This is a genomic window from Pigmentiphaga daeguensis, from assembly GCF_039523035.1.
GTDB lineage: Bacteria > Pseudomonadota > Gammaproteobacteria > Burkholderiales > Burkholderiaceae_B > Pigmentiphaga > Pigmentiphaga daeguensis.
In genome coordinates this window covers 1-11,987 of sequence record NZ_BAAAEN010000025.1, presented here as the reverse complement: position 1 = coordinate 11,987, position 11,987 = coordinate 1, and the positions used below count along the sequence as shown (strand labels likewise).

At 68.2% G+C, this 11,987-nt stretch carries 13 protein-coding genes and 1 pseudogene; 3 read left to right on the top strand and 11 right to left on the bottom strand.

Annotated elements, in window-relative coordinates:
- Nucleotide 1: 1 nt before the first annotated feature.
- The 3 genes from ABD104_RS24210 to ABD104_RS24200 all read right to left on the bottom strand — a co-directional run bounded on the left by ABD104_RS24210 (nt 2) and on the right by ABD104_RS24200 (nt 2,049).
- A complete protein-coding gene (locus ABD104_RS24210; RefSeq protein WP_087839104.1) occupies nt 2–757 on the bottom strand; it encodes a maleate cis-trans isomerase family protein in 756 nt (251 codons plus the stop codon).
- A 35-nt stretch (nt 758–792) separates the two neighbouring features.
- Nucleotides 793–942 carry a hypothetical protein gene (locus ABD104_RS24205; protein ID WP_165963137.1) on the bottom strand — a complete coding sequence of 50 codons (150 nt, stop codon included), beginning with the start codon at nt 940–942 and terminating at the stop codon, nt 793–795.
- Nucleotides 943–1,074: 132 nt separating this feature from the next.
- Nucleotides 1,075–2,049 (bottom strand): Bug family tripartite tricarboxylate transporter substrate binding protein, encoded by a 975-nt coding sequence (locus ABD104_RS24200; RefSeq protein ID WP_087838911.1) that lies wholly within the window; start codon nt 2,047–2,049, stop codon nt 1,075–1,077.
- Between the two features lie 184 nt (nt 2,050–2,233).
- Here ABD104_RS24200 and ABD104_RS24195 point away from each other — a divergent pair, with 184 nt between their 5' ends.
- The 3 genes and pseudogenes from ABD104_RS24195 (at nt 2,234) to ABD104_RS24185 (ending at nt 4,684) form a co-directional block, all read left to right on the top strand.
- Complete coding sequence (locus ABD104_RS24195) at nt 2,234–3,067, top strand: IclR family transcriptional regulator (RefSeq protein WP_087838910.1); 834 nt, start codon at nt 2,234–2,236, stop codon at nt 3,065–3,067.
- A 173-nt stretch (nt 3,068–3,240) separates the two neighbouring features.
- Nucleotides 3,241–4,242, top strand: a pseudogene (locus ABD104_RS24190) (amidohydrolase family protein); the annotation flags it as partial.
- Between the two features lie 13 nt (nt 4,243–4,255).
- Nucleotides 4,256–4,684 carry a Bug family tripartite tricarboxylate transporter substrate binding protein gene (locus tag ABD104_RS24185; protein WP_087838909.1) on the top strand — a complete coding sequence of 143 codons (429 nt, stop codon included), beginning with the start codon at nt 4,256–4,258 and terminating at the stop codon, nt 4,682–4,684.
- A gap of 73 nt (nt 4,685–4,757) precedes the next feature.
- On the opposite strand, the gene ABD104_RS24180 is transcribed toward ABD104_RS24185, so the two are convergent.
- Genes ABD104_RS24180 through ABD104_RS24145 form a run of 8 tightly spaced genes read right to left on the bottom strand, consistent with a single transcriptional unit; the run spans nt 4,758 to nt 11,614 of the window.
- Nucleotides 4,758–5,267 carry a 3-hydroxyanthranilate 3,4-dioxygenase gene (locus ABD104_RS24180; RefSeq protein WP_087838908.1) on the bottom strand — a complete coding sequence of 170 codons (510 nt, stop codon included), beginning with the start codon at nt 5,265–5,267 and terminating at the stop codon, nt 4,758–4,760.
- 9 nt (nt 5,268–5,276) lie between these two features.
- Nucleotides 5,277–5,681: a RidA family protein gene (locus tag ABD104_RS24175; protein WP_132979697.1), complete on the bottom strand. Its 405-nt coding sequence runs from the start codon at nt 5,679–5,681 to the stop codon at nt 5,277–5,279.
- On the bottom strand, nt 5,674–7,089 hold the full coding sequence (locus ABD104_RS24170) for an amidase (protein WP_132979698.1): 1,416 nt from the start codon (nt 7,087–7,089) through the stop codon (nt 5,674–5,676). Before ABD104_RS24170 ends, ABD104_RS24175 begins: the two co-directional genes overlap by 8 nt.
- An 11-nt stretch (nt 7,090–7,100) precedes the next feature.
- Entirely contained in the window at nt 7,101–8,261 is a 1,161-nt protein-coding gene (locus tag ABD104_RS24165; protein ID WP_087838905.1) for an ABC transporter substrate-binding protein, read from the bottom strand.
- A gap of 54 nt (nt 8,262–8,315) precedes the next feature.
- Nucleotides 8,316–9,035, bottom strand: a complete 720-nt coding sequence (locus ABD104_RS24160; protein WP_087838904.1) for an ABC transporter ATP-binding protein — start codon at nt 9,033–9,035, stop codon at nt 8,316–8,318.
- Nucleotides 9,028–9,795, bottom strand: a complete 768-nt coding sequence (locus ABD104_RS24155; RefSeq protein ID WP_087838903.1) for an ABC transporter ATP-binding protein — start codon at nt 9,793–9,795, stop codon at nt 9,028–9,030. The genes ABD104_RS24160 and ABD104_RS24155 overlap by 8 nt, the downstream gene beginning before the upstream one ends.
- Nucleotides 9,792–10,757, bottom strand: a complete 966-nt coding sequence (locus ABD104_RS24150; RefSeq protein ID WP_343928358.1) for a branched-chain amino acid ABC transporter permease — start codon at nt 10,755–10,757, stop codon at nt 9,792–9,794. The genes ABD104_RS24155 and ABD104_RS24150 overlap by 4 nt, the downstream gene beginning before the upstream one ends.
- Nucleotides 10,754–11,614, bottom strand: coding sequence for a branched-chain amino acid ABC transporter permease (locus ABD104_RS24145; RefSeq protein WP_087838901.1), 861 nt, complete (start codon nt 11,612–11,614; stop codon nt 10,754–10,756). Before ABD104_RS24145 ends, ABD104_RS24150 begins: the two co-directional genes overlap by 4 nt.
- Nucleotides 11,615–11,987: the final 373 nt, after the last annotated feature.

The window sequence follows — 11,987 nt, the reverse complement described above, 5'->3', positions numbered from 1 at the left end:
CCTAATAGGAGCCGTTGAGCAGCGCGCCGGCCCGCGGGACATGTCGGGGCAGGTCCAGGCGCTGCAGCATGGTGTAGGTCGTGGCCACCGCGGCCGACAGGACCGGCAGGCCGCGGCGAGCCTCGACCTCCGGGATCGCGGCCAGCGACGGCATCTGCACGCAAGCCGACAGTACGATGGCATCGGCGCCCCGGACATCGAGCCTGTCGGCGATTTCCACCAGGGCCAGCGGGTCGCGGTTGCCGACGGCGCGGTTGTCGTCGATCTCCAGCGAGATCGCGTCCAGCACCTCGATGCCTTCGGATTCGATGTAGTCCACCACGAGCTGGGTCAGCGGCTTCATGTAGGGCGTGACGACGGACACCTTGCGGGCACCGATCGCCCGGATGCCGTTGAGCAGCGCGCCGGCGCTGGTCACGACCCGCGTATCGGGATGGCCCGCAGCGGCGATGCGCGTCAGCTTTTCTTCGGAAACCCGATGGTAGCCCTTGCCCATGGACATGATGGCGACCAGGCAGGCATAGCCGATGACGTCGACGGCGGCGTCGCTGAGCTCGGCCGCACAGCGGTCGGCCTGCGCGTCCATGGCGGCCAGTTCCTCCTTGTTGACCTTCATCATTCTCATCCGGCTGGAATGGAAGGTGAAGCGTTCCGGAGCCACGGTCTCGCGCGCGCGGAACATGGCCGGCACCTCGGTCTCCATGGTGGTGTTGGAGCTGGGGACGATCTGTCCGATGCGGTACACCGGCTTGCTCATGTCGATGAAGTTTCCATGGTGGGCTTGGGACGCGGTCATGGCCGCCGTCCGTAGCGGTTGAACGAATCGTGTTCCAGGCGGAAGGCATCGCCCAGCCGGCAGTATTCGCGGCCGGCCAGCCGCCCCACGCCGCGCAATGCGGCCATGTCGATGCGGCCTTCCGGGTCGACCACGTCGGGATCCACGTGGATGGCGACGGCCTCGCCCAGGACCAGGGTGTAGCTGCGGCGCGATGGGCCGGGGCACGACCAGGCCGGCCACCAGCTTGTACAGGTGCGCCGGATCGGTCTGCTCGGGAAGGTAGCGGATCTTGGCGGTCACTCGGGGCGGATGTTGGCTTCGCGGATGACGGTCTTGAAGGTGGCCAGTTCATCGTGGATGAGCTTGGCCGATTCAGCCGGCGACGCGTAGCGCGTGATGATGGACTGGGCCAGCAGCGGTTCCTGCACCGCCTTGTCGGAGAAGACCTGCTTGAAGGCGCGGTCGAGCTTGTCGATGACGGACGCGGGCGTGCCGGCGGGCGCCAGCGCGAACAGCTTGGCGCTGACGTCGTAGCCCTTGAGGCCGGCCTCGGCGGCGGTCGGCACGTCGGGCAGGAGACTGATGCGCTCGGGCGAGGCGACGGCCAGCGCGCGCAGCTTCTGGTTGCGGATGTGGGGCAGCGTGGCCGCCAGGCTTTCGATGCTCATGTTCACCTGGCCGCCCACCAGGTCGAGCAGCGACGGCGCGATGCCCTTGTACGGGACATGCAGCAGGTCCACGCCCGCCGCGCGCTTGAACATTTCCCCGGCCAGATGCTGCACCGAGCCATTGCCGCTGGAGGCGAAGGTCAGCGCGCCCGGCCTGGCCTTGGCCAGCGCGACGAGTTCCTGGACGGAGTTCGCCTTGACGCCGGGATTGACCACGATAACGAACGGAATGCTGCCGAACACCGAGACCGGCGTGAAGCTTTTCTCCAGGTCGAAGGGCGTGGAGCGTTCGTACAGCGAGGCGTAGATCGCATGGCTGGTCAGGGAGCTCCACAGCAAGGTGTAGCCGTCGGGCTCGGCCTTGGCGACGGACTCCGCGCCTATGCTGCCGGTGGCGCCGGGCCGGTTGACCACGACGACCTGCTGGCCGAGCTGCTTGGCCAGCATGGGACCGGCCACGCGCGCGGCCGCATCCACGCCGCCGCCCGGCGGCCACGGCACGACTAGGGTGATGGGGCGTTCCGGCCATTCGGCGTGGGCGCCCAGGCTGGTTGCCAGCGCGATGGTCCCGATGGCGGCCTTCAAGACAGCTTTGACATTCATGCTCGACCCTTCATTGTCGTGACGAAGCCCGCGGCTCCCCTGCCCGCGGGACGGTTATGCATTCCAGGCCGTGGGCGGCCTAGTCTCCCTGGTGGTTCGCAATGCGAAACTAAGTTTCGCAAACTTTTGGGGTATCCTACCCAACAACTTTTGCGCGTGTCAACGAAGTTTGCGAGCAGCTCGGATGAGAGGAACTTCCCAATCGAGGGCGATCAGCCCGGTGCCATTTGCCGAGCCGGATGCCGACGAGGATCCGGGCAGGCAATTCGTGACCGCGCTGGCCCGGGGGCTGAGCATCCTCAAGGCCTTCACCCAGGGCGACACGTCGCTGGGCAACCAGGAGCTGGCCGAGCGCACGGGCCTGACCAAGCCCACGGTGTCGCGCCTGACCTATACCCTGACCCGCCTGGGCTACCTGGCCTGTTCGCCGCAGACCGGCCGCTACGAACTGGGCACGTCGGCGTTGGCGCTCGGGTATTGGGCGATGGCCGGGTCCTACATCCGGCAGGTCGCCAAGCCGTTGATGGAGCGGGTGTCCGAAGAATTGAACCTGTGCTGCGCCCTGGGCTACCGGGACGAGGCCGACGCGGTGTACCTGGAACATACGCGCGGTTCCGGCGCGCTGATCATGAGCGTGCAATCGGGATCGCGCACTCCCCTGGTGACGACCGCCATGGGCCGCGCTTTGATCGCGGTCATGGACCGCGGCGAGCGCGACAAGCTGTTCGCCGCCGAGAAGGTCCGTTACGGCGCGCAGTGGCCCAGGATCCTGAAGGGCATCCAGGAAGGGCTGAAGGATTACCAGGCGCGTGGTTTCACGCTGTCCCTGGGCGACTGGGAAAAGGAAATCAACGCCGTGGGCGTGCCGCTGGAACTGAACGACGGCAACCCGCCCATGGCCCTGATCCTGGGCGGTTCTTCCTATGTGGTCGATCGCCAGCGCCTGGTGGAACACGTCGGCCCCCGGCTGGCCGAACTGGCCGCGCAGATTCGCCAGGGCCTGAAGTTCCGCGGCTGATTTCCCCCTTGTCGCCACGCGTCGCCGTCGTTCGTCCGCGACGCCCGGACGCGCTCGCGCCCGCGTTTTTCCGCCCCCGTTTTTGCTCATAGATCCATGATTATTTGCAATGCGACACGCGTGGAGCCGCGGCATAAGATGCGCCCGTCGATGACCGAACGAGGAACCGGGCAATGCCGACCGACCACCATGCAATCGCCGCGCCGACGCTCGCGCAGCCGGGCCGCCGGCGCGCGCTGAAGGGACTGGCGGGCTACGCCTCGCTGTGCGCCGGATGCCTGGCGTTGTCGGGCCGCGCCGGTGCGCAGGGCGCCGCCCCTCATCGCATCGATACGCACCATCACATCTTTCCGCCCGCCTACCTGGCGGCCGCGCGCGACGGCGTGGTCGATTCGTCGCCCGGCGCGCCCGCCGACATGTTCGACAAGTGGTCGCCGCGCAAGTCGCTGGACGACATGGACAGGCAGGGCGTGGCCACGGCCATCGTGTCGATTTCCACGCCGGGCGTGTTCTTCGGCGACGCAGCGCAGGGCCGGCGCCTGGCGCGCGAGTGCAACGAATACGGCGCGAAGATGATCGCCGATCATCCCGGCCGGTTCGGCATGTTCGCGGCCGTGCCGCTGCCCGACGTGGAGGGCAGCCTGCGCGAGATCGCCCATGCGCTGGACGAGCTCAAGCTCAACGGCGTGGGCCTGCTGACCAGCTACGGCGACCGCTGGGCCGGCGATCCGGCGTTCTTCCCGGTGTTCGAGGAATTGAACCGGCGCAAGGCCACGGTCTACTTCCACCCCACGGCCGCCAACTGCTGCGGCAACCTGGTGCCCGAGACCAAGGTGTCGCTGGAGTACCCGACCGACACGACACGCTGCGCGGCCAGCCTCTACATCAACGGTGTGCTGTCGCGCTGCCCGGACATCCGCTTCATCCTGTCGCACGGCGGCGGGTCGCTGCCCAGCTTCGCCAGCCGCATCGACGCGCTGTTCGCGGGCTCGCCCACCGCGCCGCGCTGGCCGACCCGCGCCATGGACGAATTCCGGCGCCTGCACTACGACACGGCCGCCATCCTGAATCCGCCCGCGATGGCGGCGCTGCGCCAGCTGGTGCCGGCCACGCAGATCCTGATGGGCAGCGACTTCCCCTACCGGTCGGCGGGACGCGCGGTCAAGGAGATCCGCGACCTCGGCGCACGTGCCCTACAAGGGCGGCAGTCCGGCGGTGACCGATCTCCTGGGTGGGCAGATCGAGATGATGCCCTCGGCCGTGGCGGCGGTCGCGCCGCGGATCAAGGACGGATCCCTGCGCGCGCTGGCGGTGACCAGCGCCGAGCGCTCGCCCATGCTGCCCGAAGTGCCGACCATGGCCGAGGCCGGCGTGCCCGATTTCGTCGCCGGCGGCTGGTTCGGCGTGCTGGCCCGCGCCGGCACACCGCCGGAGGCGGTGGCCAGGCTGGAGCGCGAGCTGGAAGCGGTGACCCGGATGCCCGAGTTCAAGGAGCGCATGGCCGGGATAGGCGGCGAAGGCAAGGCCCTGACCGGGCGCGCGTTCGGCGATTTCATCGCCGCCGAGACCGCGCGCTGGCGCGACATCATCAAGGCGGCGGGGGTCAAGCCCGACTGACGGTGGAAAAAGCCCCCACGCTTGCCGCATCGCGGCGGCGCTGCACCCCAGGGGGGCAATAAAAAAGTCCGGCTCAGGGCTTGGGCATCACCGTCCCGCAGGACTTGCAGGTGCGGAATTCCTCGCTGTCGAAGAAGCGCTGGTAGGCCTTGGACACGGGGTCGGCCTTGTAGTCCGCGACGTGGCAGGATTCCTCGTGCAGCAGCGTGTCGCAACTGGGGCAGAACCACTGGAAGCGGTCGATCTCCTCCGGCTTGCGCTTGCGTTCCTGCACCAGCAGGTAGGCGTCGGGCGGGAAGCGCGGCGAGTGCGGGATGCCCGCCGGCGTGTAGATGACCGATCCCTGCGGCAGCACGGCGATCTCTTCCTTGCCGTCGGGCGTGCGGTAGTGCAGGTTCATCTGCCCCTTGACCATGTACATCATCTCGTCGCTGGGGTTGATGTGGAACTCGCTGCGGTACTCGCGTCCGCGGGCCAGGAACACGAGGGACTCGGGTTCCTGCCAGAGCACGGCCACCCGCTTGCCGCTGGCGGCCAGCTCGTCGCCCTGCTTCATCAGGTCGACGATGGGCATCTTGAACATAGGACCTCCTCAGCCGAAGTAGGCGACGCAGTCGATCTCGACGCGTACGCCCGGGCGGTGCGGCGTGCCGCCTATGCAGGTGCGGGTGACCTTCTCGCCGCCCATGAACGCGCGGAATTCCTCGTTGAACGCGGGGAAATCCGCCACGTCGCGCAGGCATACCCGCATGTTGACGATGTTGGCCGCGGTGGCGCCGCCCGCCTCCAGCACCGCCATCAGGTTCTGCAAGGTGCGCCGCGTCTGCTCGCGGATGTCGTCGGACACGACTTCCTTGGTAACCGGGTCCAGCGGGCCCTGGCCCGAGACGTAGAGGAAGTCGCCCGCCCGGATGCCCTGGGCCAGCGGCGAGGGGGTGCTCTTGTCGGTGAACCCGGTGACGGGGGCCTGCGCGGACTGCACGATTATCTTAGGCATGTTCGGACTCCTGGAAAAGATGAGTGGACTCCAGCATTTGCGCGAAGTCGAGCACATCGTCGTCGCGATACTTGCGGCCGACGATCTGCAAGCCGACGGGCAGGCCGCCGGCGTCGGTGGTCAGCGGCATGGACAGGGCCGGCTGCTGGCTTAGGTTGAACGGGAAGGTATAGGGGTTCGCCAGTTGCCAGTTGAAGGTCTGGCGGATGTGGTCGCGCAGCGGATGATCGTCGGCGCACAGCGCGCCCACCCGCGGCGCGCCGGCCGGGCTGGCGGGGGTCAGCAGCAGGTCGACGTCGGCGAAGGTCAGCGTGAGCTGGGTCGCCACATCGCGCAACTGCGTCCGCGCCCGGGCCAGGCGTTCGGCGCCGTGCGCGGCGCCGCGTTCGCACAGCTGTTGCAGGCGCGGGTCGAGCTGGGCACGCTGGCCAGGGGCGGCATCGACGAAGGACTCGTAGAGACGGTTCTCCCACAGGGCCCAGGCGTTCTCGGCCAGCGACATCCAGTCCATGCGCAGGCGCACGACGGAATGGCCCCTGCGGCCCAGCCGCTGCGCCAGTTCCTCGACGGCTGATTCGACCCGGGGATCCAGCCCCGTATCGGGGCCGGCGTCGGTCAGGTAGCCGATGGCGGGCCGGCGCGGCGGCAGCTCTTGCGCGCGCGCATACAGCGAATGGGGGTCCAGCGGGTGCGGCCGGCCCATGACCTGCAGCGCCAGCCGGCAATCGGCCACCGTGCGGGCGATGGGGCCCAGGTGCGCGTACTCGGCGAAGGCGCTCAGGCGCGGCCCCGACGGAATGGCGCCGAAGGTGGGCTTGAGCCCGACCAGTCCGCAGTACGAGGCGGGGATGCGGATCGAGCCCCCGGCGTCGCTGCCCAGCGCCAGCGGCCCCCAGCCCTTGGCCACGTGCGCCGCCGCGCCCATGCTCGAGCCGCCGGCGCTGCGGTCCGGCGCCAGCGGGTTGCGCGTGATGCCCGTATAGGGCGACTCGGAGTCGGCCAGCCAGCCGAACTCGGTGGTGGTGGTCTTGCCGAACAGCACCGCTCCGCCCTGGCGCAGCAGCGCCACGCTGGGCGCGTCCGCGGCGGCGGGCGGCGCGCCGGCCGTGATGGCCGAGCCGCGCCGCGTGGGCCAGCCGGCCACGTCGACCAGGTCCTTGATCGACACGGGCACGCCGTCCAGCGGGCCGATGGGCGTGCCGCTACGCCAGCGCCGGGCGGAGGCCTCGGCGGCTTGCAGCGCGGCGTCGCGGTCCAGTAGGCAGAAGGCGTTCAGCTCCCGCGCATCGTCGGCCACCGCGTCCATCAGCGCCGTGGCCAGGTCGAGCGGCGACAGCGCGCGGGCGCGATAGGCCTCGTGCAGTTCGGCCGCCGTCTTCGACAGCCAGGCGGAGTCCGCTGCGGACATGGGCGAGCCTCCTATCGGGGTTCGATGGTCTCGAATTCGACGTTGGCCAGCCGGCCGTCGACCCTTTGCACCTTGCGCATGTAGACGCGCTGCTTGATGTCGCGCGTGGCCGCGTCGATCTCGATCGGGCCGCGCGGGCTTTCCAGCTTCACGCCCTTCATCGCGGCGATCAGCGCGTCGCCGTCGGTCTTGCCCTGGGTCTTGCGCAGGGCCTCGTAGATCAGCGCCATGCCGTCGTAGCCGGCCACCGCCATGATGTTGGGGCGGGCCTGCTGCCCGCGCGCGGCCTTGAAGGCCTGCACGAACTTCTTGTTCAGCGGCGAGTCGTGGTCCATGGAGTACGGATAGCCGGTGACCACGCCCAGCGGCGTGTCGCCCATTGAATCGATGGTGGGTTCGTCGGTGATGTCGCCCGTGCCGACCATGGCGATGCCGCCCTCGGCCAGGTTGCGGGCGCGGTACTCGCGCATGAAGGATTGCGCCACGTCGGCCCCGTTCACGAAGGCGAAGACCGCGGAGGGCTTCAGGTCCTTGATCTTCTGCATGTAGGCCGAGAAGTCCATGGTGCTGAGCGGCGTGCGCACCGAACCCACCACCGTGCCGCCGGCCTTCTTGTACGAATCCATGAAGGCCGCCTCGACCTCGTGGCCGGGCGAGTAGTCGGCCACCATCGAGTACGTCGTCTTGTAGCCCTGCTTGATCATCCATTGCGAGATGGGCGGCACGATGGCGGGCAGCGAGAACGAGGTACGCACGATGTAGGGCGAGGTGGACGGCAGGCTGCCCGAGGCGGCGTTCATGATGACCATGGGTTTCTTGGCCTCGGTGGCCAGCGGCGCCACCGCCAGCGCGTTGGGCGAGAACGCGAAGCCGGCGATGAAGTCCACCTTGTCGCGCACCACCAGTTCCTGCGCGTGGCGCTTGGCCAGCTCGGGGTTGGGGCCGCCCACGTCCTTGACGATGACCACGACCTTCTTGCCGGCCACGGTGTCGCCATGCTCTTTCAGGTAGAGCTGCACGCCCGTTTCCATCTGCTTTCCGAACTCGGCGAACGGACCCGACATTTCGCCGATGAAGCCCACCTTCACGACGCCCTGCGCCTGCGCGCAGGCGGCCGCCATCAACGCGCCCGCGGCCAGCCCGCAGCGCAATCCCGCTTGTCTACCTTTCATGATCAGACGACTCCTTGCCGTGAGAGCCGGCACCGACTGCGCCGGAGATTCGAATCAGGAAACCGCGGCGCGCTTGCCGACACCCAGCAGTTGGTCCAGCAGTTGCGTGTCGGCGGCCAGCTCGGCGCTGCCGCCGGCATAGGCCACCACCCCGCGCTCGAGCACGATGGCGTGTTGCGACATGGACAGCGCAAGGACCGGATGCTGCTCGACGATGATGGCGGTCAGGCCTTCGTCGGCGCACATGCGGCGCACCGCCTCGGACAGCTCCTCGACGATGATGGGAGCCAGGCCCTCCATGGGCTCGTCCAGCAGCAGCAACTGCGGGTTGGTCATCAGCGCGCGGCCGATGGCCAGCATCTGCTGTTCGCCGCCCGAGAGCTGCCCGCCGTAGTTGCCGGCGCGCTCGCGCAGGCGCGGAAAGAGCCCGTACACGCGCTCGAGCGTCCAGTGCGTGCCGCGCGCGATGACTTCCAGGTTCTCGCGCACAGTCAGCGACGGGAACACCTCGCGCTCCTGCGGCACCCAGCCTATGCCCCGGCGCGCGCGGTCGGCCGGGCGCAGGCGGGTGATGTCCTCGCCCAGCCACCGTATGCGGCCGCGCTTGACCGTGGTGTTGCCCATCAGCGTCTCGAGCAGCGTGGTCTTGCCCACGCCGTTGCGCCCGAGGATGGCCAGGCTCTGGCCGCGTTCGATCGCGACCGACAGGTCGCTGAGCACGACCGCGTCGTTGTAGCCGGCCGTGAGGTTTTCGATTTGCAGGAAATCAGACACGCGAATTCCCCAGGTAGGCCGCCCGCACCTGCGGGTCGGCGGCGATTTCCGCGGGCGTGCCTTCCACCAGGACGGCGCCCGCCACCAGCACCGAGATGCGCTGGGCGAAGCGGAATACCAGGTCCATGTCGTGCTCGATGAAGAGCACCGTCATTTCCCTGGGCAGCCCGGCGATCACCTCGAACAACTCGCCGCTTTCGTCCTCGGGCACGCCGGCGGCCGGCTCGTCCAGCAGCAGGATGCGAGGCTGGGCGGCCAGCGCCAGCACGATCTCCAGCAGGCGCTGCTTGCCGTAGGGCAGCTCGGCGGTGTCGACGTGGGCGTACTGGGCCAGGTTGAACTGCTTGAGCAGCGCGTGCGCTTCGTCGGCCACCCACGAGCAGCTGCGCAGCGTGCGCCACCAGACCTTGCCCAGCGCCTCGCGCTCGGAGATGGCCAGCGAGGCCGCCTGCAGCGGCGTCAGGCGCGGGAACAGCGTGTTGATCTGGAAGGTGCGCACCAGCCCGCGGTGCACACGCTTGTCCGCCGGCAGGTGGGTGATGTCGTCATCGTCCAGGCTGATGCGCCCTTCGGTCGGACGCAGGATGCCGGTCAACAGGTTGATCAGCGTGGTCTTGCCGGCGCCGTTCGGTCCGATCAGCGCCTGGCGCGAGCCGGGCGCGATGTCCAGCGTCACGCCGTTGACGGCGGTGAAGCCGCCGAAGCGCTTGGTCAGGTTCCGGGTGCGCAGCGCGGGCGTCGCGAGGGTCGCGGTCGTCATGGGCGTTGCTCCCTTACCTTGAAGGCCTTGGACAGCACGCCCAGCACGCCGCCACGGCCGATCATGACCACCAGGATCAGGAAGATGCCCAGCCAGAACATCCAGAACTTCGGATCGAAGTCGGAGAAGAAATCATGCACGGTCATGTACAGCAGGGCGCCGATCAGGCCGCCGTACAGACGCCCGGTGCCGCCCAGGATGAGGATGATGAGGATTTCGGCCGAGCGGTTGAAGCTGAGCATCTCCAGCCCGACGAACTGCGTGGTCTGCGCCAACAGCGCGCCGGCCACGCCGGCGATGGCGGCCGAGAAGCAATAGGCCAGGCGCAGGCGCGAATCCACCGGCGAGCCGATGGCCAGCATGCGCCGCCGGTTGTCGTGGATGCCCCGCAGCACCAGCCCGAAGGGCGATTTGAGCATCAGGCGCACCGCCAGGAACATCAGCAGCACGATGCAGAAGGTGTAGATGAAGGCCGTCTTGCCCCAGAGGTCGAAGCGGAACTGGCCCAGCACCGGCCACATGTTCACGCCCTGCAGGCCGTCGGCGCCGCCGGTGATGGGGGTCAGGCGGTTGGCCAGCTCGAAGAACAGCACGCACACGCCTATGGTGATCATCAGCCGCGTCAGGTCGCTGCCGCGCACGATCAGGTAGCTGAGCAGATAGCCCAGCATCGCGCACACCGCCAGCGCCAGCAGCAGCCCGGAGAACGGTTCGCCCCAGCCGTACTTGGCCAGCAGGCCCGCCAGGTACGCGCCGATGCCGAAGAACGCCGCATGGCCCACCGTCAGGATGCCGGCGTAGCCCAGGGCGATGTCCAGCGCGATCGCGAACAGGCCGGTGATCATGATCTGCGTGATCAGGACCAGCTTCTCGGGCAAGAGAAAGTAGGTCGAGGCCAGCGCCAGCCAGAACACCACTTCCAGCGCCACGATCTGGCGCGGATTCAGATTGAGTTTGGTCATACGAGCCCCTTCTTGGGGATCAGGCCGTGGGGGCGTACGAGTAATACGACCACCATGAACACGTAGATCAGGAAGGCGCCGAGTTCGGGCATGTAGTATTTGCCGCCCACGTCGACGATGCCCACCAGCACGGCTGCGACGAAGGGACCGACGATGGTGCCAGCCCCGCCCACGCAGACCACGATCAGGAAATAGATCATGTATTTCAGCGGGAAGGACGGATCCAGCCCCAGCATGCCCAGGCCCAGCGCGCCGCCCAGCCCCGCCAGGCCGCAGCCGAACGAGAAGGTCAGGAAGAACAGTCGGTCCACCCGCACGCCCAGGCCCGCGGCCACGCGCTGGTTGTCCACCGCCGCGCGCACCATGGCGCCGTAGCGCGTCTTGTTGATGAGCAGCAGCAGCGCCGCCAGCACGGCAAAACCCACGACGATCAGGAACAGCCGGTAGGCGCCCACGTCCATGCCCAGCAGCGAGATCTGGCCGCGCAGCCATTCGGGCGCGGTGAAGGGCTGCATGGTGGGACCGAACAGGTAGGTGCCGCCCGCCACGAACACGAACACGATGCCGATGGACAGCAGCACGTGGTCCAGCGGATGCGCGCGGTACAGCCGGCGGAAGAAGACGAACTCCAGCAGCGCGCCCACCACGGCCGCGCTGATGAAGGCCAGTGCCAGGCTGGCGACGAACGGTACCTGCAGGCGGCTCATGGCCAGCGCGGCCACGTAGCCGCCCACCATGGCGAAGGCTCCATGGGCGAGGTTGACGAAGTTCATCAACCCCATGGTGATCGACAGGCCGACTCCGATCAGGAACAGCAACATGCCGTAGGCCAGGCCGTCGAAGATTACGATGCCCATGTGTGCTTCCAGGTGACGTGCGGGGGGAAGATGGCGGCCCGGACGAAGGCGGGCCGCGGAATGCGGTTAGGACAGTCCATGATCTCCTGCAGATCGCTCCGCCGCAGGGACCATGGCAGACCGGCAAGACGGCTTCATGCAGGGTCCTTCTGGGCGGTGTTGCCATTGTCCGCGCCCGGCCGCGGCCGATCCAGCCGCGTATGCTTTTTCACCGGTCTAAAAAACTTATGCCGGCCCGCCGAAGCGGGCGGACCGGGCGCGTGCTGCGTTTACTTGGCCTTGCCGGGGTCCTTGACCGCGTCGAGATGCGAGAACTCGACGTTGTACAAGTGGTTGCCGCGGCGTTCGACCTTGCGGATGTAGATGTTCTGCA